Raw genomic sequence first — 21,885 nt, 5'->3', positions numbered from 1 at the left:
ACTTAAATCTTCATATCCAGATTGTAATGTAACGCTATTTCTCCCTTTGGCCCTTTTTCCACGGCATATTGAACAGGGTGTTCCCTCAAATTCATAATTCGTTCTCTTTCTTCCTCGTGCGCATGCGGCAAATTATACAGATCGTTGACAATGATGGCCGTTGCAATAAGGCCTTCTTTGGGATAATAAAACGTCCCGTTATTTCCCAGGTCGCGAATGATTTCAAATCCGATCCTGAGGCACTGGCGCAAGGTAGGAGGGGAGCACAATGCGAGCAAATGATCTACGCCCACCTGTGAGGTGATCGCGACACCAATCCTCCCGAGAAAAATACTGCCAATGCCATAACCCGCAACTTCCTTGGAATTGAACAGGCCACAGAATTCTGCCAGTTTTTTTTCTCCTAAATTGTCTACGTACCCGTAAATGCGCTCATCTTTCTTGGCAATGGCACCTTCCATCGGCATCTTCATTTTCTCATTACGTACCTGAATTCTTCCTCCGCCATATATCTTTTCGCCGTCTTCAGATTCTACAATGATAACGTAGGTGTTTTCGTCATTGAGCCAGTCATGGCTCGCGGAAGTTACCTGTTTTACGCCATAAGCCTCTAATACTTTTCGGTGTTCGTCAATGTATCTGTAAGAGGTTTCGATATCCTCCGTGGCCTTGTATGCTTTAATTTTTGCTACCATCAAATTGCGTCGTTTACAATAAACAAGGTTTCATTCAATGGAAGGCGCTGAGATTGAATGGCGGACATTTCGGGTTTTATGATTTTTAGAAGAAAAACCGCTCTTGCGTTATTTTTTAAATATATGATATTTTGAAACTCATATCGTAAACCGTGCAATTTGTCTTTTTCTCCTTCGCTTAATCCAGCCCCGGAATCGAGTCTTTCAAAAAGAAAAAGTGGTGACAATAATGGTTCACCAGCCAGACCCAGTTTTTCCACATTTAACCAAAGCTTTTGTGCAGCCATGCCAGCCTGGAAATGTTGATCCGCTGACGCAGGTAATGTAATAACGGCCACGCAAGATGCGCTGGCGACACTGGTCCGGGTGGCTTCTGTCAATGCGTTTCCGCCGCCCATAGCCCTTAACGTTGCGGCTATTTTTTTCTCCTTAACAATGGATAGAGCAGCTATTTGAACGGGCGCCGAGATCAATGTCTGGATTGGAATCCCATCCTTCATGTTTGCATTTTCATCTCCCGGCCACCTGGTGTTGCGCTCAAAAAAGTCGCGGTGACCTTCTTCATTCAGCATGAACACCAGGTCACAGGCTGCTACAATCTTGCCAAGGTTGTCAAGATCGTTTTTTTCTGTGATAAATTGAACTTGCACGCCGGATATGCTTTCCGCAGCGCTCCGCAATGCATTTATTTCCGGCTCATTAAGTTTATATGGCAAACCTGGGCCACGATTTGTAGCCCTCGACGCTATGAAATCTGCCAGCCCGGCAAATTCATTTTCGGTCTGGCTTCGCTTTTCAAACTGTATGCTGGCAACCAGATTAGGGAAGGTCGGGGCAGGGAATAATTGAACATGGGCTAGATAACCAAGCTGATTGGCTCTTAATGTGGCGTTTTCAAAGGCCGAGCCCAGCGCCAGATGCGCAGCAATATTATTAACGTTAGAGAAGGAATGCGAACGGAATGCATCCTGAAACAAATGCAGATTTCCATTGCGGTAGACCCATTTCCAGGGCTGATCATTTCCATTCGAGTGCGCACGCGTTCCGGCGTTAACTATCGCTGCGATCTCATCGTCATCAGGAATTACGTGTGCGTTTATTTCCGGTAAAGTGTCAATGATTTTTGCAGCTTCATTCAGATCAAAAGGTGCGTTCGGATTACTATAAACGATTTCCGAAGTTACGTCCGATTTGTTCCCGATTATGTTTTCGAGATCCACATAATATCTTCCGGAATCAGTAAACTGATCAAGCAAAATACGTCTGCAAACATCGGTTACAACGCCTCCGCCCAAGGTTACCGCACTCGCAAGCTGAGGCCAAGTGCTGATCGTCTGCCCGATTTCCAGGAGCGAAGCACGGCCACGCGTAGAAGTGTTCATCGCGTCTATAATGCGCATAACCAGTGGAAAGCGGTCGGCAGGTGCAATATTTTTTAATTTTTCGGAAGGAATACCAGCCAGCATTCCGTGCAGGATGGGCCTGTCTGTTTCCCTGTCAAATCTCTCTACATCGAGCATACCACGGTCGCTCGTTTCCATAACAACCGGAATTTGGAGGCTTTTGGCCATCTGGCGCGCGCTGATCTTCACTTCCAGGTCGTCACATTCGTCCACCAGAATGTCGAGCTTTCCGTGTTCGCTCAGGAAAGCGGTGATGTTGCCGTCCGTAATCCCTTCCGGATAACATTGTATTTCCAGGTAAGGATCAATTTCAGCGATTTCCCGGGCTGTGACAATGCATTTGTTAATCCCCAGATTATGCAGGCCGGTTTTTATCCTGTTCAGATTGCTGAGTTCAATGGTATCAAAATCGGCGAGTTTTAGTGTTCCGCAAATGCGCTCTGTCGCAACGCTCACCGCAACCGCATGTCCCACCGATAGCCCGATTATGCCAATCTTGCGTTTAGACAATGCCGCTTGTTCCTGTGGAGTGATTTTGTAATGATTTCTGCTGGTCCGCAACGTAACGAAATCCGTCTCGTTCAGAATGTGTAGTAGCCGGTTGGACCAGGGGTAGTAAATCCAGGAACCCAGCAGATCTGGATCTTTGTCAGCCACCCATTGGTTGTACTTGTCGTCAATCTCAGCACTCGTCAAACGTATCCGCGGACTCTGAATCTTGATCAGTTCCTTCATTTGTGAAGGGAACAGGTCCAATACGATCTTGTTCTGGTAGTCGGAGATAACTAAGTTAAACTTTTGCTTGTCACCACTTTGCTCATTAAAGATAAAAACCGGCTTATATATCGTATTGTTTGTTGAATCTGGATACATTTTTTAACTATTAGGAGGATGGTTCCCAGAAGAACTCACTTTAAATTTAAAATTTGATAAAATGTATTGATCTTTATAAAATCCCTGGCGAGTGAACAGATTTAGGAGATACCAAGTGATCTTAGGTGAATCAATAGTTACACAAATTGCTTAAATTATTTTTGTAAAACTACCACTGGTTCACTCGTGTACAAAATATTTGGTTGAAAAGCGTCAAAATTCATTGACACGTAGTCAATTAACCAAACCACAAAAAGTTAATTTGTAAAAAGCACTTGCCGATTTTATGTTAATATAGAATTAATATTATAATATTATCAATTAGTTTAGAACCTTAGTTCAAACTAAACAGTCATAAAAAACCTCCGAAGAGAAAGAATTTTGCAATAATGGAAACCAAAGAAAAGATAAGTGTCCTGTATGTTGATGATGAAATAAACAATCTCAATTCGTTTAAGGCAGCGTTTAGGAGAGATTTTAATATCCTTATTGCGACTTCGGGTCGTGAAGGCCTCGAATTACTCAAACATAATGTTGTGCACGTGATCATTACAGATCAGCGCATGCCTGAAATGACCGGGGTCGACTTTTTGATTGAGGTTTTGAAGGACTACGCCGAGCCGGTGCGGATTTTGTTAACCGGCTACACAGACGTTTCAGCCGTGATCGATGCGGTGAATAAGGGACACATTTACTACTATCTGAACAAGCCGTGGGATGAAGCCCAGTTGCGGATCATTATTAAAAATGCCCACGAGATCTTCTATCTGCGGGAAAAAAATAAGGAGCTCATTGAAAAGCTGATCGAAGTCAATGGTCAGCTGGAATTCCTGCTCAGGCAAAATCTGCTTTCCTAGAAAATACCAGGCAGATTCATTTTCTTCTGAAACTGAAACTTCTTTTATTCAACTGTGCTACGCTAAACTGCTTCAACAGGTTAAGCACGACTGAAAAACCTGCCGTTATGAAAATGGCCAGGAAAAGTATTGCGGCAAAAACTAAGTTGCCAATTGCCTTTAAAAATAGGATTGCGTCCATGTCTTAAGTCTTTAGTGGTGTTTTCAACTTGATATGTTAAAATCATACCAGCTGTGAAAACTGCGCTAAATTCTTGCTTTCCAACTACGCTGGTATTGTTTTTGCTTGCATTACCATATACAAGTGAGCAAAAATTCATCAAACCGATTCAATCATGAAAAAGATATTGGCAGTAGGAGCAGTTTCAGGTGTAGTGTTGTATGTTTTCTTCAACAAATTTTTCAGACAAATGGAAAGAAACTTCCACCTGGAAAAAAAACAGGATGAAATTGCCGGGAATAACAAAACAGAAGGGTATTTTTACCATCAGGGCGAGCTGGCGACAGATAATGCTGCCGGCGACCAGATTCGAGTAAATTAAGTATAATATTTTCGGTGACAATGCGGAGAACTGTCTGGTTACAACTTGTTTTTTTTATTCTGGCAGGACTGTTCACATCGTGCGGGGAGGGCACAATCCCTCCTCCACCTCCCAAAAAGCCCATCGAGGAACCGGGTAACGGAGAAGAACCGATTGACACCACCGGGAACGACACCACAGGACATTCAGATCCGGACACCATTATCATTGATACATTAAAACCCAGAAACAGCAACCAGTTTCTTGCATTGTCCAAGGGTTTTGGCACCACCAACATTTACAGCGAGGCACAGCTCGGCATTCGCACGGGCACCTACAAGCAAGCCCGCGACTACATTGGCCGTACGGTCAACCTCAATTACTCATTTCTCGAAAAAGAAAACGACACACTGGAATTTCGGCCCTTCATATTGATGGTGCATGAAGGTGCATTCATTTTTGGTGATCTGGCCAATGAGATGGGTAAAGCGAAATGGATGGCAAGAAAAGGTTACGCCACAGCCGCCATCAATTACAGGCTGGGTTTCAACGGAGGAACAGAAGCTAACACGTGCGGCGGGAACAATACGGAGGTCATCCAGGCTATTTACCGCGGTGTTCAGGACACATATACAGCATTACATTATTTCGCGGACAAATCAAATGAATTTGGTATCGATCCGGGCCAGATGATGCTTGCGGGAAGCAGTGCAGGCGCGATCATTATTTCGGCGCTCGTTTATATGGACGAGGCTGATTTCGAGGCATTACAACCAGGGATTGTGAAAACGCTTGGGCCATTGGATCCGGTTAAAACAGGGACGGAATTTCGCGTCCGGGCCTTGCTGACGTATTTAGGCTATTCTATTTTCAGGACAGGATATGTTAAGAAATCTAATGCAAAACCTACCGTATTTTTTCAAAGGACTGGCGACACGGTGTTGCCATACACCCAGGGAAATTTGTTTTCATGCGGAAATTATTTCTGGATGCAAGGTGCCAAACCTGCTTCAGACAGGCTGAAAACATTGAAAATGCCCTATGAGCTCAATTACCAGCCTGAAAAAGGACACGTTCTTTCGTACACTGAGGAGCATGTGGCAAACCGTTACGCGCAATTTATGAAACGGTTCTGGTCTGGTGACAAGCGTCAAACGACGATTGAAAACTTTAAGACGTTGGAAGATCTCAAACTTCCCTGATATGCCTATCGCTTTTTCATGAAAGGCAACCATTGTTTCAGGTAACTGGATAATCTCAATTCCAGAAATTGATAAGACAGATAGGAAAGGACCAATGTCATGAATAGCGATAAGAAGAACATCGATGTCCCGGTACTATAAACCGGGTAACCCAGCCTTTTGAATAAATTACCCAGAATCACCACAACCGGCAGATGCACGAGGTAAACTGAAAACGACATATCTCCGATTTTTACCAGCCAGTCGGGAAATTGAATAGGGCGGCGTGCATTGTAGAAGATGAATGCAGTGAACAATAAGCTGGAACCCAATCCCCACTGTGAAGGCCCTAGTCCCCCAAAAAAGCCAGACCAATATTGCCATAAGGCGAGCGAGACAAACATAAACACAAGCCAAACTTTCGAGAAAACGGATGCGAAAATGGGGAAGAGTTTCTCGTTTGTGTAAATGAGACCGATGATGACGCCGTATACAAAATTCCAGATGATCGGATTCATGATCATGTTCAGGTAACCATTGCCGTAATCCGCTGTGCGCTGCGTTTCCAGTGTCATGTAACCCAATGTAAGGGGAAGAATGATGAGCGTAATGATTACGATCACGAAGAACACATACCACCGAAACCGCGAAAAAAACATCGAGATGGCGACAAGGGCATAAAAGTAAATCTCATAATTCAGCGTCCAGCCGACCGGCAGGAATGCATAACCGTAAAAAGGCGGATCCGTGTGGGTGACCGGGATAAATAGCAAGCTCAGAATCAGGCTTTTAAAAGCGCCGGGTTGCAGGCCGATCCTGCTTTGAAACACAAAATAAATAAGCGTGATGATCGCGTAGGTAGGCCAGATCCTGATGAACCTGCGCGCCATAAATTTGTAAACCGAGCGCAGTGAGAATGTGGAATGTTTGGTAATATAAACCATAATAAACCCGCTGATCACAAAGAACAATGCTACGCCGGAAGGCCCTGAATTGAAAAAATAATCGAGTTCCTGCTTGAAAGGCTCGGCTTTCCCGATAACGTCTTTGAGGTGATAAATTGTGACAGTAAGTGCAGCAGCAGCTCTCAGAACCTGTATACTGTTGATTTTGGACTCAAAAGGATTGCTTACCGGCTTTGTCTCCTGATTCATTCTGTAAAATAAAAATTGGCGGTTTGGGATCCGGGCGTAAAGTAAGTTAAAGTTTGCTTCATGTTGTAATTTGTCGGGAACTGCAGGTGATTTTCCGGTCAAATGCCGGTTTTAGAGCAAAGCGGCATAGTTTTAGTTATCCAAGGTAAACGTATATTGCAAAAAGTAAAACACAGAACAATGGACCGGACGTTGATAGTAAATGATCAGATACAAATAGAAGCCCCTTTAAGCAAAGTTTGGGAAGTGCTGGTGGCCCCAAAATACATCCGGCAATGGGACGACCTCCCGTCCGGATTTGATGATTACTACCTGGAACCCGGCAGGATCATCGAATGGACGGGCATCACCAAGCTCACGGTTTCGGAGAGCGAACCGAATGCGGTTTTGAAACTCTCATTATATGTGGACAAATGGGAATTGCCACCCGCCGCTTACGACATTGCATACACTTACAGGCTCTCGGAAGAAGTGGACGGCGTTTTGCTGCAACTGGAAATAGGTGATTTCGGTGTTTTGGAAGATGGGCAGGCTTACTACGATTCGTCTGTCGAATTTGCTGAAACTGCATTGGAAAAAATCAAAAATCTGGCAGAAAACAGACTTTAATTGTGGCCATGAGTATATTTGTATTGATCACCGGCCAAAGTCATGCAAGCGAACACCAAACTATATTACGACACCAATGAAGTAGCCGAAATGGTTGGCTGCGAACCCTCGGCCCTGCGTTTTTGGGAAAAAAAGTTTCCTCAGCTAAACCCCAAACGGGACGCGCGTAACAGGCGGAGATACACAGAGCGCGACATTGAGATTATACGCAAGATCATGCACCAGCGTGATAAGCAGGGGCGTACGATCAAAGGAGCACGCGAGCAGATGCGCAGAAAAGAGGAATCGCAGCTCCTTATACAGCGTTTAATGCGTGTCCGCAAGTTCCTGGTTGAGTTGCAGGAAACTTTATAATTTATTTTGCCTAATCCTGAGGTTCCCATGAAATATCTTCTTTTGCTTGTGCTTGCCTGCACTTCTTTGCTGTCCTCTGCACAACAATTTCAAGCGGCAGCTATCCGCAAACACATTGAATTCCTTGCTTCCGATGAAATGGAGGGGCGTGGCACAGGGAGTCTGGGAGAGATCAGGTCGGCTAATTACATTGCCACGATTTTTGGTGAGCTGGGCTTGAAACCAGCCGGAAGCGACGCTGCTTTTTTTCAGCCTTTTCAGGTTAAGTATTCCATTGAAGGCAATCTGCACCAGGTTACCGGAAGAAATGTGGCTGGTTTTCTGGATAATGGTGCTAAAAAAACGATCGTGATAGGTGCACATTATGATCATTTGGGGAAAGGGTTTCAGGGAAGTTCGCTGTCACCGGATAGCCGAAATAAAATCCACAATGGTGCCGATGATAATGCTTCGGGGACGACCGGTCTTTTGGAGCTGGCAAAGTATTTTGCGAAAAACAACATTACTGAAAAACACAATTATCTTTTTCTTGCATTTTCAGGCGAAGAGCTCGGTCTGCTCGGCTCCAAGCATTTTACCGAAAGTCCCACGGTTCCGCTTACCGCCATTTCCTGCATGATTAATATGGACATGATAGGTCGGTTGAGTGATGAAAAAGGAATCATCGTTTCGGGATGGGGCACCAGTCCTGTTTGGGGAAAATTGATTCCAGGACTTGCCAAAGCGCAGAATCTGAAATACACGGTGGATTCTTCCGGCGTAGGCGCATCGGACCACACTTCTTTCTATTTGAAAAACATTCCTGTTGTCCAGTTCTTTACAGGCGGACATGGAGATTATCATAAAGTGAGCGACGATATTGAACGCATAAATTTTGACGGCGAAGCTAAAATCCTGAGCATTATTGCAGGGCTGCTCGAAAACCTCGATAAAGAAACCGTTGATCCGCAGTTCGTTGCCGCTGCAAACCCCCATACGGGCGACAAGACGACAGATTTTAAAGTCACATTAGGCGTAATGCCGGATTACAGTTATTCCGGAAAAGGTCTCAAAATAGACGGCGTTTCAAAAGCACGTCCAGCCGAAAAGGCAGGAATCCAGGCTGGCGACATTATTAAGAAGCTTGCCGGAAAGGAAATTACGTCCATTTACGATTATATGGAAGTGCTCGGCAAACATGAAAAAGGCGAGAAAGTGGAGGCAGAGTTCTTGCGTGGTTCTGAAACAAAAAAGGTTTCTGTAACCTTTTAATTGATTATCGCCCCCCGTTTTCCCAGTTCAATAGCCTCCATCTGACTGATCAGGCCTTCGTGCAGATTGAAGCGGAGCAAAGTCCGGAACTTATGAAAGCCTTCCCGGCCAGCCGCGCCGGGGTTAATGTAAAGCATGTTATTCAACGATTTATCACGGATCACGCGCAGAATGTGTGAATGCCCGCAAACGAATATATCCGGTGTCTGGGATTTTAGTTCAGGCATCACCATAGGATTGTAACGCGGGGGCGCGCCGCCTATATGCGTGATCCACACCCGAAATCCTTCCATATCAAAATGCAGGTTCTCCACCGTCCTGGCCCGGATATCATTGTTATCAATGTTACCGAAAACAATCCGGCAAGGTTTGAATGCTTCCAGTTGGTCAATGATTTTGACCGACCCTATATCCCCCGCATGCCAAATCTCATCGCAGTTTGCAAAGTGATCGAATACCCGCTCGTCCAGATAGCCGTGTGTGTCTGATATTAGGCCAATTGTTCTCATTTATTCAAAAATAGATGGTGTCGTGGCGAATGGTGTTCGCATTTTGTAACCGCAAAATAAATTAATTTATTTTTCTTTGAGATTAAAGTAACTTATATATAACGTTTTTATATATTAGGGCTAGAATCTTAATTTAAGTTAATTTTTTATTAACATCCTATAAAATGGCTCTCAAACTAATTCATTAGTTGTAAAGTTGCAGCAGTTTATCTATTATTGCGTAATGTAATTTATCAGTTACAACCTACTATTCACATAACCACCAGACCAGCCTTGAAAAAAATCCTACTTCTGTTCTATTTATGTCTTCATTTGACGGTTGTGCACGCACAAACCGGAGGACGCTTTACGCTGAAAGGTGTTGTTACAGACACCTCGGGTGCAGTCTTGCCCGAAGCCACGGTCATGCTGCTATTACCCAAAGATTCATCGTTGGTCAACTTCGGAAGAACGAACAAAGAAGGTGCATTTGAATTGAAAAACCTGAAACGTGCGCAATACATTTTCAAAGTATCTTATGTAGGCTTTGTACCTTATCAGGAAACGGTTAACCCGAAAGATGGCGATTTAACAGATTTGGGCAGGATGAAAATGAAAGTATTGCAAAAGGAGCTCTACGAGGTCGTTATTAAAACCGCAAGGGCGCCGTTGAGCATACGGGGTGATACGGTGGAATTTGACGCCCGGGCATTCAAAGTTCCGCCAGGATCAACTGTGGAAGACCTGCTCCGGAAATTGCCCGGCATGCAGGTTGATGCAGACGGGAACATTAAGGCACAGGGTGAGGAAGTGAAACGTGTAACGGTGGACGGTAAGCGGTTCTTTGGCGATGATCCGAAGATGGCCACAAAAAATCTTCCCGCAGAGGCTATTAATAAAGTTCAGGTTTTCAATGGCAAAACGGAGCAGTCCAAAGTGACGGGCGTGGATGATGGAAAACGTGAAAAGACGGTCAACCTGGAATTAAAGGATAGCCATAAGAAAGGCGGCTTCGGAAAGGCGATTGCGGGCGTGGGAACGGACAAGCGACTGGAAGGAAAGGTAAGCTACAACCGCTTCAACGATAAGCAACAATTTGCCTTGCTGGGCTTTGGAAATAACACAAACCAATCCGGCATTGCCCGGAACGATTACCAGGATTTTAAAGGAAGCCAGTCTTTCAACTGGGGTGATGACGGTGATTTTGGTTTTAGCAGCGGTCGTAATTATGGAGGCGACGAGATTACGATTCAGCCTAACTGGGGTGGAGGAGGATCGGAAGGTTTTACTAAAAATTTCGCGGGCGGTGCCAACTATAATTATGATGACAAAAAAACGAAGCTGAGCACCAGCTATTTTTATAACCAGACGAAGGCGATCATGGACGTGCGTTCAAGTACAGAAAACTTCCTGACAAACGATTCGTACAGCTCACTGGCCAATTCCAAAACGATCGGATTTACAGGAAACCATCGCCCAAGCTTCCGCTTTGAAAAAAATATTGACTCCCTGAACACCATCATCCTGATCAGCAATTCTAGGATCAATGCAGGGGATGATAATTTTGACAGTTACCAGCAATCGTTCCGCAACGAAGGCGTGGCAACCAACCAGTCAGCCGTAAAAAACGTGAGCGAATACAATTCGTTCGCGATGGCCAACCTGCTTATTTATCGGCATAAGTTTAAGAAAAAGGGCAGGAATTTTGCGGCCAGCGTTGCTTACAACGTCAACAATGCTGACGAGAACAAAAATCTGAGCTCGACCAACACTTTCTTTCAGGATCCGGCACGAAACAGCATTATTAACCAGCTTAATGAAACCGAAAGCACGCGGGGCAACCTGAAAGGCAGCTTGTCATACATTGAGCCTTTTGCCAAGAAATTCTTCTGGGAGACATTCTACAATTACAGCATGCGGAAGGATAAAGTGGACCGCGATGTGTTCAATCTTTCGGATGCGGAACGGGAAGTTAATACGCAGCTGACAAGGTTTTATTCCAATGATTTCACTTACAACCGCGTAGGGACCAGCCTGCGTTACTCGAATAAAGGACTCAATCTCTCTGCCGGGTTGGCCGGTGTCCAGTTCGAACTGAGAGGAAAGTTTGCTGCTGACAAAGCTGCTTCCGATTTTATGCGTGTAAGCAAAAGCTATTTCACACTCGTGCCAAACGTTTCATTAAATTATGACCTGAAAAATAACCGTTATTTGTACGCAGAATATGGTTTGAATGTACGTGAGCCGTCGATTACCGATTTGCAGCCTATAGTGGATAACAGCAACCCGCTTTTCATCACCGAGGGAAATCCGGACCTGATCCCATCTTCTACACACAGCGTGTATGCAGGTTATAACATGTTCAACCCGGCCAATTTTATCAACCTTTATATCGGTCTTTCTTATAATTATAATGTAAATCAGATCGTCTATAACCGGACAGTGAATGTTGAAAATCTCATTACTACAACCAGGCCGATCAATATTTCCGGGGGATACAGCTACGGAAGTTATGGCGGTTTTGGCTTTCCTTTAAAGAAAACGAAGGCAACGATGAACCTGAATGCGAGCGTCAATTATAACAACAACATTACTTACATTAATGACGTTGAAAATGAGACAAACACAAATAGTTATAATTTTGGAACTCGTCTGGATTTAACGCCGAGCGATGCATTTACTTTTTATGGAAATGCGAACTGGGGTTTCAGCAATTCAGAATATTCCATCAACACAAACCAGAACCAGAAGATCTTTAATGCGACTTATGGAGCTGATGTAAATGCGAAGGGGCCCAAGGACATTTACTTTAACGCCCGTTTCAATTACAGGATCTATAAAAATGATCAGTTTGGCTTCGATCAAAAATTGCCGATCCTGAATCTTTCTGTGTACAAGATCATCCTGAAAAGTAAAAAAGGAGAAATCCGGCTTACTGCCAATGACGTGTTCAAGAAAAATCTGGGTATAACCCAAAATGTGAATCAAAACTATTACACTGAAAGGCGCGTGGCGACATTGTCCAGATATTTTATGCTGAGCTTCACGTATAATATGCGAGGTGTAACTGCCTCAGTTCGTCGCAATAACAATTTCTAAAACATTGATCAAAACCTATGAGAGCCGTATTTATAACAATGTTGTTGCTCGTTGCCGTCGTATTTTTTGCCGATGCTCAGAAATCGGAGGGCGAAATTACTTACGAGCGGGTTTTTCACTGGACCCGGGTGTATTCACGTCTGAGTTATCTGAGTCAGGAAGAAAAGGACAGGCTGAAACTTACCTGGGGCAACGATGATGAATCCAAGCAGGAGATGTTGCTGGTATTTAATGATAAGCAGAGTTATTACACTTATCCCAAAGTTGAGACATTATCAGAAGGCGGATATTCCTGGACCAATCTAGAGTTTAAAAGTTTCCGCGACTATGAAAATGGCAAAATGACGGATGTGATCGCAATGCTCGGAAAAACCTACATCATTGAAGACTCATTGCAAACGCCCAACTGGAAAGTGATGAACAAGATCAAGGAAGTGGCGGGCTACATGTGCATGATGGCGGTCACGGAAGACACCGTGAAAGGCCAGAAAATAACCGCGTGGTTTGCAGATAACATTCCTGTGTCGGGCGGCCCGCAGCTATACGGAGGATTGCCGGGAATGATCCTTGAACTGGACGTGAATGACGGGGACATTGTTACAACCGCCAAAGAAGTGAAATTCAGACCGGTTACCGCCGAGGAACTGGCTATGCCTAAAAAGATGAAAGGCAAAAAGATCGATACGCAGAAATACAACGAATTGATGAGTACGCATATCCGGGACAGCATCAAAGCGCACCGGAACCCGTTCTGGTCGATACCCTATTAGTTTTTAATTAGAATTATCCAAAAAGCTGAAAAAGGAAAGATTGTCTGGAACAGTCTTTCCTTTTTTAGTACATTTGCGATTTGAAAGGGGCCGTGATCTGCAATGGTTTGGCTCGATATTTTTAGAATTTACTTGCGTACCAATTTTTTATACTTAACTCTATAGATTTAATTAACCACCCTTTATTATGAAACAAACGCTTTTGGCCGTTGCTATGCTCTTTATTCTTGGCTCTTGTGCGAGTAAGAAGAAATTGCTTACTGCACAGAAACAAGCCAGTGAAATCCAGATCCAGCTAGATAAGGCACGCGCTGACTTGAACGATTGCGACAGCAGAACTGCCGGACTTAATAATGATTTGAAGGCTAAAAATGACGAGCTTACCAGCAAAAATGCGAAATTGAAAGAGCTGGAAGAACAAGTTGAATTCTTGAAAAAGAACAACAACAACCTGCTTGACCGCATGTCTGACCTTTCCGTTATAAGCAAAGAAGGATCTGAAAGCATCAAAAAATCGCTTGCAATGATGGATGCACAGGGCACTCAGATCCGCGATCTGAATACCAGCATTCAGAAAAAAGATTCTCTGAACATGGCGCTGGTGTTGAACCTGAAACGTTCATTGGCTGATGTGAGCGACGAAGACGTTCAGATCGAAGTGAAGAAAGGTGTTGTTTACGTTTCGCTTTCTGACAAAATGTTGTTCAAATCCGGAAGCTCGGTTATCAATACACAAGCTGAGTCGGTGTTGAGCAAAGTTGCCAAGATCCTGAACGACTACAAAGAAATCGAAATCCTGATCGAGGGCCACACGGATAATGTGCCTATCGCTACGGATAAAGTGTCTGACAACTGGGATCTCAGCGTTTTGCGTGCTACGTCAGTTGCCCGTACGCTGCAAAAGAAATATGGAGTTGAGCCTGTTCGTATGATTGCTGGTGGCCGTGGCGAATATTTACCCAAAGTGGCAAATGATTCAGCGCCAAACCGCAGCTTGAACCGTCGTACTGAAATTATCATTACGCCGAAATTGGATCAATTCTTTAACCTGTACACGCCTAACGCTGGCAAGTAACAGTTGGATTGCATTATTTCCAGAGCCCGTCCGGTACGACGGGCTCTTTTTTTATTTATTTTTGTTTCCATTAATGGATCAAGAATAGTCGTGTTAAGAATCTGATATGTCTGATACAATACCAAACAGGGAAGCCATTGAGGCAGCGCACAAGCTCGTAGCGCCATACATTCACCACACGCCGGTTCTGACTTCCAGCTTTTTGAATGATCTGTGTGGAGCAGAGGTGTTTTTTAAATGCGAGAACCTGCAAAAAATCGGCGCGTTCAAGGCGAGGGGAGGACTTAATGCAATCCTTTCGCTTACGGAGGACCAGTTAAAAAACGGGGTTACCACACATTCCAGTGGAAATCACGCGCAGGCAATTGCATTTGCAGCGGCCAAAGTGGGAGCGAAGGCATACATTGTTATGCCTGACAATTCGCCGTTGGTAAAGATCAAGGCGGTGGAAGGTTACGGTGGTGAGATCACCTTTTGTAAAAATACGCCCGAGGAACGGGAGCATACGGTGCAGGAAATTATTAAGCAAACCGGCGCTACATTTATCCACCCTTTCAATAATTATGCAGTAATGGCCGGACAGGCAACTGCGGCAAAGGAACTCATTGAGGATTGCGAAGAGAAGCTGGACCTGATCTTTGCGCCCGTCGGCGGCGGCGGGCTTTTGAGCGGCACTGCATTATCCGCACATTATTTTTCGCCGGGAACAAAGGTTTACGCAGGCGAGCCGGAAGGTGCGGCAGACGCCGTGCTGTCATTCAGAAGTGACAAGATCGAGAAAGCACCTTACGTTAAAACCATCGCGGATGGTTTGCTGACTTACCTGGGAGACAAAACGTTTCCCATTATTAAGCAACATGTTACGGACGTTTTAACGGTCTCGGATGAAGAGATCATTCAGGCAATGCGTTATTTGTGGGAGCGGATGAAGCTCGTTGTGGAGCCGTCAGGCGCAGTTTCTCTGGCCGCATTTATTAAGAACAAAGACCAGTTTCAGGGGAAAAAAGCAGGCATTATCCTGACCGGCGGAAACGTGGATCTTGGTAAATTGCCATTCTAGATCCTCTCAGGCTCGACTTTTGTAACAAAATACAATTTAGTTGCGGCTAAATATGCGGTTAACACTTCATTGCCGTTATTAGTAGAAAATTGCCGCACTCCGGCTTGTTAAATTATAGATGTTATTTACTCTTAATGTTAAAGTATGAAAAAGCTGATTTTTTGCTGTCTGGTTGTTTTAATGGGTTCTTGCAAAGATAAAAAAGACGAAGTAGAACCGGAAGTGGACTATGCACCGGAATATGTGGGAAGTTATGGAACATTGGTTGTGGACGGACCAACTTCGGTTCAGAATGACTGGGTTATCACAGCGACTGGAAAAAATCAACTGGCGATTGTTTACACCAGAAATATTCACGTAGAGATTGCCGGAACCGAGGTAGATGTGGTTCAGGAATACAACCTTGTAGACGTAAAATCGACCAAAGACTCATTCACGATCAATGAAACGGTGGATGTGAAACAAGACAATGGAAAGCCTTTACGCCATTTGGTAACGGGCACAGCGACCAAAGTGGATGGAGCTTCCGGCGTGGCTCAGCTGAATACCAATTTGAAGCTGGCCGACCCGGCCAACGGAAAAACCTCCTATGAAGGTTATCTGGAATTTAAAAAGAAATAATAAGATCCGAATAAACGAAGAAAGCGATTGGTTGTCCAATCGCTTTCTTCGTTTTCAAACGCCACGTCTCTTTGATTTTATCAAACCGAAGTCCCGTCTATTACCGTCCTCAGCTTTTCGTATATTACGATCAAAGGAAATACCGTACCCATTATAAGGCAGGTCAATGCAAAGGCCACTAGCCACAAAAGAAAGAGGGTTAATTTAGCAAGAACGACCATATTGAATCATTTTTATTTTAACTAAAGATCGACTTTTCTTGCCTTTGGTTGTAAGCGCTAAATGTTATTTTTTGTTAATAAAATCCTGCTATCTGCCGCAGATGCCCACAAAATCGCAGTATTGGCAAGTGCTCAGATCCGGGGTTTTGCGGAAAGGAACGTCCGGGTCCAGGAGCACATTTAAAATGTCGGTCAAGATCACTTCCGACTTCTCAATGAATTGAGCCGGAGCGAGCTCTTCCGTCAGATCCAGCGGGTTTGAAATCAGGTTTTTGGGGTCACGAAATGAATAAAATCCAGACTTCACGGCATAGTGGCCAAAAGCGTAATTATTGCCGGCAATTTTCAGTCCCTGTTCATCCAGCATCTTGCGATACATGAGATATTCGTACATCCAAAGCTGCCTGACATAGCCCATTTTACGATCCGGATCATTGCGGATCACTTCCTCGCGCCTGACCGGGTCCGCGAGCTTTTGCTTCCCGGTCAGCTCCACGCTGCCCGTTTTGTAATCCATCACATACAATGTCCCGTCTTCGCTCTGTTCAATGCGGTCAATTTTCCCGCCGATGCGGACCGGTGTGTAGGCGCCTTGCAATATGAGTTGGATTTTAGTGCTTAGTGGTTGCTCAGCCGCAAGAATCTCCCTTCTCGGCTGTTGCGACATCTGATGTTTCAGAAAAACGAGTATCTGATTTTCGCCCACCTGGTAATAGATCCGGTTCAAGCCCATATCCGTCACATAACCCCTGAATTTATCATCAAATTCTTCTCGCAAAACAGCTTTGATCTGGTCTTCGGAAGGATCCGTTTTTTGCAGGAAAAACTCTTTATCCAATCTTTCCAGCGCAGCATGCAGCCACGTCCCGATCTTGTCCATTCCAAGCTCTTCCTCAACCTCCTCCTTCTCCTTCACACCCACAATGTGTTTTAAATAAAACTGCATGGAACAGCGGATGAACTCATTCAAATGTGTAGGGAAAATGCCCTTACCAGCCAGGTAATTCCTGATTACGGCAAGCATTGCCTCATCTTTATGCACCACTTCTTCCAGCTCGTCCTGCTTGCGGCTTTCCAGCACAACCGTCCGGTTCTCGATCCTGATATTTGGATTGTACTGCGCCAGCTCATATTCAACCTGCCTGATGAAGCGACTTTTTTCGCCACCTCCGGGGGCATCATTCGTGCTGGTATAAAGCATATGCACTTCTTTGGAACGCTGCAACAGCCTATAAAAATGATAGGACATGACAGCTTCCTGATGCTGGTGCGTAGGAAGCCCTACGGCTTGCGCAGCGTCATAGGGAATAAGGGAATTTTGTCTCTTGGCCTGCGGGATCATTCCCTCATTCACGGAAAGAATAATAATGCGCTCAAAATCAATCGCCCGGGTTTCGAGCATTCCCATAATTTGAAGATTACTTACCGGTTCACCGCTGAAAGGGATTTTCGTTTGCCGGATCAGCTCAAACATAAACGAACGCAATGTGCGCAAGGTGATCAGCTCGTTTTTTTCTTCAATGGTTTGTTCAAATTGTTTGAGTAAAGTGTAAAAAAGGTAGAGATATTCGGTTTCCAGTGCGTTTTTGTAATCCTTATAAACTTCCCTGAGCAGCTCGATAAGCTGGTAAAATGTCTGGATAACCTGCCTGGAATCGTTCTTTTTCCAATGTGTGAAAAGGATTTTAAACAACGGGTGATCATCACTTAGCGCCATCAGGTCTTCCGGGCTCAGAAACACCTGATTGCCGCTGGTTATAGCCCAAAGTGTTTTCTGAATGATCGTTTGTCCATCATTCAGCGGACGTAATGCGACATGTTCATAATGTCTGATGAATGGATGATTGAGGACCTTGTTAATCGACTTGTGTCCGAATTTCGGAACCCTTATCAGCTGTCCTTTTTTATTTTTAAATTCAACAACGTTCTGTTGCAGCTCAAAAATGCTGTCTATCAATGTGTAAAGCAGCGAATTTCGCATGGAAAGTCCCATGGTTACATTCAGGTCGCTCACGCTTTCGTCCAGCGAATACAACATAGGCGACAGCAAATTCTCATCAGCAAGCACAATGGCCGTAGGGACGGGCTCACCCTGCTCGTCCAGTTCCCGCATTTGCTTATAAAGCTGCCCTGCCACTTTCGTCTGTAATGTCGCATTAGGCACGCCGTAAATGGTAATGTGCTTTTCCGACGACATCAAATGGTCTGTCGTCCAGCGCCATTCACCAAATGTTTTGCTCTTTTGATATTCCCTCAGACTCTTCCCCGCTTCAACGCCCACATTTTCAGACATGTAATAGCGGTCCGTGTCCCAGAGCACTTCGGCTTTTTTTGCCTTGATCAATGCGCTGACAATGACTTTTTCTGACTCGGTAAATGCGTTGAAACCTGCAAAATATAGTTTTTCAAAATCACTTTTTTCAACCAGAAGCCCCTCAACATCTTCGGCAACTTCCCGGTAAGCCATGCCCCGATAGGCCTTGCCTTTGGCCAGCAAGCGGTTGCGAAATGAAACGTAAACTTTATTAATATTCTCAAAAAGCGAAAAATACTGCTTCGTGCCACCTTCAGTTTGAAGCGTTTTACCCGCCGGCATACTTTCCTGCCAGCGCGTAATTGCGTGCGCTTCGGTCAGATAATCAAACAGATACGACGTTTTTACCAGATATTGATCGATGCGGTCGAGGTCATTGAGCAGCACAGAAGCCCAGCCCATAAAACGGTCAAATTGTACATCCGGGTCAATCTCTTTGAATGTTTCATACAGATCAAATAGCAGATGCACCGGGTCTTCAATCTCCAACGTGGACATGCTTTCCACGAAATCGTCCACCGCCACCACATTCGGGCTCATCATGGCCTCGGTGGTTTCCTTCGCCAATTCCTGCATCAGGAAAAAGGCTGCCCTGCGCGTGGGCACAATGATATTCACCCTTTCCAAAGTCGCATGACTATCGAGAATATGTTTTGCAACAAGATTAAGAAAGGATTGCATGCTTATGTGTTGGTGAAAAAGTTAATGTATCCGGTCGCCGCGGAGCGTCAGCGACCGCATGATTTCGGCTTCCTGATGGAGCAATTCTTTCCATCGCGCCCGCACTTCCTGAACCGGCGCATATTTTTCGGCCAGCTCAATGAATGTCCGGTAATGGCCCGCTTCCGAGATCATCAGTTCCCTGTAAAACTTTTGAAGTGATTCATCTTCAAGGGATTCCGACAGTAATTTAAACCGTTCGCAGCTGCGTGCTTCAATCAGTCCGCTAATGAGCAAGCGATCCATTAACGCACCTTCATAGTCGCCCTTATTACGCACGAGTTTCATGAGCTGGCCCACATATTCATCTTTACGCTGGCGTCCTAAAGGAATGTTTCGTTTTTTCAATTCCTTCAAAACACGCTGAAAATGGCCCCATTCTTCGGCTACGATCGGTGAGAGCGTTTCAACCAATTCCGTCTTTTCCGGATAATGAACAATGATGGAAATACAAGTGGATGCCGCTTTCTGCTCACAATAAGCGTGGTCAATCAGGATTTCGCCCAGCTGCATCGCCACGATGTTTGTCCAACGCGGATCGGTTGGCAGTTCAAGTCCAAGAGTGGTGAGTGATGAAGCCATAATAATGCTGTATGATTAGTCAAATAACGGCCAGTTGACGCCGAAAGAAAAAGATCTGGCGAGGCCCAGGTAATTTGGGGCAATGTAATAACCCTTGGGAAAAAGCCCGAAATTGCCGCCCTGGTTCAAGTATTGCATTTTAAAAAACAGCCTTACCCGCTTGATCCGCACATTGGCAAACCCATCCACAATTAAATTATCGCCAAGCCGGTAGTCATTTTGAATGTGAAACTGCTGTGTGATAGGCATATAACTGTCAGCAAGATAACCCGAACGATAGCGGGCAGCCAAGCCGAGTTGGATGAAAAGAACTTTGGCGTACACTAAATCATAAGTAACCTCTCCGCTGGCAAACAGCGCCGGAATGCGGATCACATCGCTGTTGTCATTCAGTGTCAGAAAGCCCATTGTTGTGAAATTCCATTTTTTGAGATTAATCCCGGAATTAAAACCGACTCTCAGCAATCGAAAGCCCGAGTTCAGCTGCTTGGGCAGTGCCAGTGAGTCATAGTAAATGTAATCATTGACCTGATGGATCTGAATTTCAGGAACAAATGATATTTTCTCGGTTTTCAAAGGCAGGGATGCGTAAATAGTCTGGACTTTGGTCGGGTCAAAATTATTTCGCCAGTCGAAATGATTGCTCAGATAACGCTGCACCAGCAGGTCGGGCGCAGTTTGAATGCTTTGAAAACCCGCCATTCCCCAGCGCGTGCTCAGCTCTCCTTTCAAGCGATATTCTACATTAGCGGCAAGGTTAAGGTCGGCCTCAGCGGTCAGGTAATTGACAGAATCTTTTAGATAGTAACCCAGCCAGGCTCCGATAATGTTATCAAATTTCAAACCCGTCCGGTAAGTCGTGTAGGTTTCGCCGATCTCATTGCCAAGCTGTGTGGCAGCACGCATCCCATAAAAACGCTGGCGAATGTAAGCGCGGTAATTGAAGCCCGAATAAAAGCCCTTAACCCCGATCTTGTTATCAAAAAGCTTGTAATAAATGTCCTGACGCGTTTTTGCTGAATCGTATTTAGCGGCCGGATAAACCTCTTTTTCCAATCCGCGTGCAATGGCCAGATCGGTGTAACGATCGATCACAGTTGAATAATCTGCCTGCTGAAACACCTGGAAACCGTTGGCGAGCCGATATTGCTGGTAAATGTGAAGTCCCTGGCGCCGCTCCCACGAATTCGCATCGTCGCTGATCCGGGCCGCGCCGTCATAAGAATACTTGTCCACAACGCCGTCATCCCCCACATTCGGAATGACGCCGCCTTGCTCGCGCACTTTTGTGTTCATGTGCCGGTAATGTGCGAGGATGAGGTATTTTTTATTCTTGGAAAAAAAGCTGGTGTGCATGAGCAGCGTCCAGTTTTGTCCGAGAAATGCGCCTGAATTTAATGTGTTAACAAATCCGTATTGTTTATTGGATGTGAGCCTTCGGAACCCCAGTCCAAAATTGAAACGGGAATGTACATTTTGTGTGTAGGAAAAGCTCCCTAATGAGGTTTTCCGCGCACCGGAAATGAAATTAAGCTCCGTGTGCTGCGATTTGGTGTCCATATACTGGACTTCCTCAGGCTTGATTGCATAAGCATCGTACGATCTGAAACCCAATTGTGTTCCAATGTCCTCGCGCGGTGCAAAAAGCAGGTTTCTGGTGGCAGTAACCGTGTTGCCGAGGTCAGTAAGCTTTCCCCATGAACGGTCAACGGGCGTCCAGCGATGGAAGTTCGTCAAGTTCGTATCCACGCGGTAACGTAAAGAATCCCGGTTGTTCAGAATATCATTTTCAAAATAATGGTGGGTTGTAGCCGGACCGTAAATGCTCTTTGTGCTGTCGTCCAGGATCACGCCTCCGGTTTGTGCGCCGCCTGTAGTGCCTGTGTTATTGCCCTGCTGTCCACGAGCGCCGCTGCTGCCCGTGTTACCGGGCATCTGCATCCCGCCGGGCATTCTTACCTGCGCCTGTATGGTCGGTGTGAAAAAAATGAAGCTGCCTAAAAAAAACAGTATGATACAAAAAGCAATTCTCATAAA

18 protein-coding genes are annotated in these 21,885 nt (G+C 45.0%); 11 read left to right on the top strand and 7 right to left on the bottom strand.

All coding sequences use genetic code 11. From position 1 onward, the window contains the following. Positions 1 to 2: 2 nt before the first annotated feature. The gene (locus NFI81_RS09310) at positions 3 to 695 is read right to left on the bottom strand and encodes a hypothetical protein (RefSeq protein WP_234612735.1); all 693 of its coding nucleotides are present in this window, start codon (positions 693 to 695) and stop codon (positions 3 to 5) included. Continuing rightward, complete coding sequence (locus NFI81_RS09305; protein ID WP_234612736.1) at positions 695 to 2,971, bottom strand: Rv1355c family protein; 2,277 nt, start codon at positions 2,969 to 2,971, stop codon at positions 695 to 697. The genes NFI81_RS09310 and NFI81_RS09305 overlap by 1 nt, the downstream gene beginning before the upstream one ends. 389 nt (positions 2,972 to 3,360) lie before the next feature. On the opposite strand from NFI81_RS09305, the gene NFI81_RS09300 reads away from it, so the two are divergent. From NFI81_RS09300 to NFI81_RS09290, 3 genes are all read left to right on the top strand, one after another. After that, positions 3,361 to 3,828 carry a response regulator gene (locus NFI81_RS09300; RefSeq protein WP_026630021.1) on the top strand — a complete coding sequence of 156 codons (468 nt, stop codon included), beginning with the start codon at positions 3,361 to 3,363 and terminating at the stop codon, positions 3,826 to 3,828. Positions 3,829 to 4,163: 335 nt separating this feature from the next. Further along, the gene (locus NFI81_RS09295) at positions 4,164 to 4,370 is read left to right on the top strand and encodes a hypothetical protein (protein WP_234612737.1); all 207 of its coding nucleotides are present in this window, start codon (positions 4,164 to 4,166) and stop codon (positions 4,368 to 4,370) included. A 20-nt stretch (positions 4,371 to 4,390) separates the two neighbouring features. Beyond that, positions 4,391 to 5,551: a carboxylesterase family protein gene (locus NFI81_RS09290; RefSeq protein ID WP_234612738.1), complete on the top strand. Its 1,161-nt coding sequence runs from the start codon at positions 4,391 to 4,393 to the stop codon at positions 5,549 to 5,551. Between the two features lie 5 nt (positions 5,552 to 5,556). On the opposite strand, the gene NFI81_RS09285 is transcribed toward NFI81_RS09290, so the two are convergent. After that, positions 5,557 to 6,684, bottom strand: coding sequence for an acyltransferase family protein (locus NFI81_RS09285; RefSeq protein WP_234612739.1), 1,128 nt, complete (start codon positions 6,682 to 6,684; stop codon positions 5,557 to 5,559). Between the two features lie 180 nt (positions 6,685 to 6,864). On the opposite strand from NFI81_RS09285, the gene NFI81_RS09280 reads away from it, so the two are divergent. The 3 genes from NFI81_RS09280 to NFI81_RS09270 are packed head-to-tail and all read left to right on the top strand — an operon-like array spanning position 6,865 to position 8,898. Beyond that, positions 6,865 to 7,293 carry an SRPBCC family protein gene (locus tag NFI81_RS09280; protein WP_234612740.1) on the top strand — a complete coding sequence of 143 codons (429 nt, stop codon included), beginning with the start codon at positions 6,865 to 6,867 and terminating at the stop codon, positions 7,291 to 7,293. Positions 7,294 to 7,335: 42 nt separating this feature from the next. Continuing rightward, entirely contained in the window at positions 7,336 to 7,647 is a 312-nt protein-coding gene (locus tag NFI81_RS09275; protein ID WP_234607458.1) for a MerR family transcriptional regulator, read from the top strand. A 27-nt stretch (positions 7,648 to 7,674) separates the two neighbouring features. Continuing rightward, the gene (locus tag NFI81_RS09270; RefSeq protein WP_234612741.1) at positions 7,675 to 8,898 is read left to right on the top strand and encodes a M20/M25/M40 family metallo-hydrolase; all 1,224 of its coding nucleotides are present in this window, start codon (positions 7,675 to 7,677) and stop codon (positions 8,896 to 8,898) included. Here the strand turns inward: NFI81_RS09270 and NFI81_RS09265 are convergent. Continuing rightward, positions 8,895 to 9,407, bottom strand: coding sequence for a metallophosphoesterase family protein (locus NFI81_RS09265; protein WP_234612742.1), 513 nt, complete (start codon positions 9,405 to 9,407; stop codon positions 8,895 to 8,897). The genes NFI81_RS09270 and NFI81_RS09265 overlap by 4 nt on opposite strands. 273 nt (positions 9,408 to 9,680) lie before the next feature. On the opposite strand from NFI81_RS09265, the gene NFI81_RS09260 reads away from it, so the two are divergent. The 5 genes from NFI81_RS09260 to NFI81_RS09240 all read left to right on the top strand — a co-directional run bounded on the left by NFI81_RS09260 (position 9,681) and on the right by NFI81_RS09240 (position 16,011). Further along, complete coding sequence (locus tag NFI81_RS09260; protein ID WP_234612744.1) at positions 9,681 to 12,485, top strand: outer membrane beta-barrel family protein; 2,805 nt, start codon at positions 9,681 to 9,683, stop codon at positions 12,483 to 12,485. Positions 12,486 to 12,502: 17 nt separating this feature from the next. Beyond that, complete coding sequence (locus NFI81_RS09255; protein WP_234612745.1) at positions 12,503 to 13,255, top strand: GLPGLI family protein; 753 nt, start codon at positions 12,503 to 12,505, stop codon at positions 13,253 to 13,255. Positions 13,256 to 13,442: 187 nt separating this feature from the next. Beyond that, entirely contained in the window at positions 13,443 to 14,330 is an 888-nt protein-coding gene (locus tag NFI81_RS09250) for an OmpA family protein (protein ID WP_234612746.1), read from the top strand. A 106-nt stretch (positions 14,331 to 14,436) separates the two neighbouring features. Continuing rightward, positions 14,437 to 15,390, top strand: coding sequence for a threonine ammonia-lyase (locus tag NFI81_RS09245; protein ID WP_234612747.1), 954 nt, complete (start codon positions 14,437 to 14,439; stop codon positions 15,388 to 15,390). 144 nt (positions 15,391 to 15,534) lie between these two features. Then, on the top strand, positions 15,535 to 16,011 hold the full coding sequence (locus NFI81_RS09240) for a hypothetical protein (RefSeq protein WP_234612748.1): 477 nt from the start codon (positions 15,535 to 15,537) through the stop codon (positions 16,009 to 16,011). Between the two features lie 309 nt (positions 16,012 to 16,320). Here the strand turns inward: NFI81_RS09240 and NFI81_RS09235 are convergent, their stop codons facing one another. Genes NFI81_RS09235 through NFI81_RS09225 form a run of 3 tightly spaced genes read right to left on the bottom strand, consistent with a single transcriptional unit; the run spans position 16,321 to position 21,882 of the window. Then, positions 16,321 to 19,227 carry a PD-(D/E)XK nuclease family protein gene (locus NFI81_RS09235; RefSeq protein ID WP_234612749.1) on the bottom strand — a complete coding sequence of 969 codons (2,907 nt, stop codon included), beginning with the start codon at positions 19,225 to 19,227 and terminating at the stop codon, positions 16,321 to 16,323. Positions 19,228 to 19,248: 21 nt separating this feature from the next. Next, positions 19,249 to 19,848, bottom strand: coding sequence for a MiaE family protein (locus tag NFI81_RS09230; RefSeq protein ID WP_234612750.1), 600 nt, complete (start codon positions 19,846 to 19,848; stop codon positions 19,249 to 19,251). 15 nt (positions 19,849 to 19,863) lie between these two features. After that, positions 19,864 to 21,882: a putative porin gene (locus NFI81_RS09225; protein WP_234612751.1), complete on the bottom strand. Its 2,019-nt coding sequence runs from the start codon at positions 21,880 to 21,882 to the stop codon at positions 19,864 to 19,866. Positions 21,883 to 21,885: the final 3 nt, after the last annotated feature.

Source organism: Dyadobacter fanqingshengii (assembly GCF_023822005.2).
Lineage (GTDB): Bacteria > Bacteroidota > Bacteroidia > Cytophagales > Spirosomataceae > Dyadobacter > Dyadobacter fanqingshengii.
The sequence above is the reverse complement of the archived record's forward strand: the minus strand, read 5'-3'. Positions and strand labels throughout refer to the sequence as shown.

What these genes read in the sequence shown, in the direction of transcription:
- NFI81_RS09310 (WP_234612735.1), bottom strand. Translation starts at nt 695, where the DNA reads ATGGTAGCAAAAATTAAAGCATACAAGGCCACGGAGGATATCGAAACC.
- NFI81_RS09305 (WP_234612736.1), bottom strand. Translation starts at nt 2,971, where the DNA reads ATGTATCCAGATTCAACAAACAATACGATATATAAGCCGGTTTTTATC.
- NFI81_RS09300 (WP_026630021.1), top strand. Translation starts at nt 3,361, where the DNA reads ATGGAAACCAAAGAAAAGATAAGTGTCCTGTATGTTGATGATGAAATA.
- NFI81_RS09295 (WP_234612737.1), top strand. Translation starts at nt 4,164, where the DNA reads ATGAAAAAGATATTGGCAGTAGGAGCAGTTTCAGGTGTAGTGTTGTAT.
- NFI81_RS09290 (WP_234612738.1), top strand. Translation starts at nt 4,391, where the DNA reads ATGCGGAGAACTGTCTGGTTACAACTTGTTTTTTTTATTCTGGCAGGA.
- NFI81_RS09285 (WP_234612739.1), bottom strand. Translation starts at nt 6,684, where the DNA reads ATGAATCAGGAGACAAAGCCGGTAAGCAATCCTTTTGAGTCCAAAATC.
- NFI81_RS09280 (WP_234612740.1), top strand. Translation starts at nt 6,865, where the DNA reads ATGGACCGGACGTTGATAGTAAATGATCAGATACAAATAGAAGCCCCT.
- NFI81_RS09275 (WP_234607458.1), top strand. Translation starts at nt 7,336, where the DNA reads ATGCAAGCGAACACCAAACTATATTACGACACCAATGAAGTAGCCGAA.
- NFI81_RS09270 (WP_234612741.1), top strand. Translation starts at nt 7,675, where the DNA reads ATGAAATATCTTCTTTTGCTTGTGCTTGCCTGCACTTCTTTGCTGTCC.
- NFI81_RS09265 (WP_234612742.1), bottom strand. Translation starts at nt 9,407, where the DNA reads ATGAGAACAATTGGCCTAATATCAGACACACACGGCTATCTGGACGAG.
- NFI81_RS09255 (WP_234612745.1), top strand. Translation starts at nt 12,503, where the DNA reads ATGAGAGCCGTATTTATAACAATGTTGTTGCTCGTTGCCGTCGTATTT.
- NFI81_RS09250 (WP_234612746.1), top strand. Translation starts at nt 13,443, where the DNA reads ATGAAACAAACGCTTTTGGCCGTTGCTATGCTCTTTATTCTTGGCTCT.
- NFI81_RS09245 (WP_234612747.1), top strand. Translation starts at nt 14,437, where the DNA reads ATGTCTGATACAATACCAAACAGGGAAGCCATTGAGGCAGCGCACAAG.
- NFI81_RS09240 (WP_234612748.1), top strand. Translation starts at nt 15,535, where the DNA reads ATGAAAAAGCTGATTTTTTGCTGTCTGGTTGTTTTAATGGGTTCTTGC.
- NFI81_RS09235 (WP_234612749.1), bottom strand. Translation starts at nt 19,227, where the DNA reads ATGCAATCCTTTCTTAATCTTGTTGCAAAACATATTCTCGATAGTCAT.
- NFI81_RS09230 (WP_234612750.1), bottom strand. Translation starts at nt 19,848, where the DNA reads ATGGCTTCATCACTCACCACTCTTGGACTTGAACTGCCAACCGATCCG.
- NFI81_RS09225 (WP_234612751.1), bottom strand. Translation starts at nt 21,882, where the DNA reads ATGAGAATTGCTTTTTGTATCATACTGTTTTTTTTAGGCAGCTTCATT.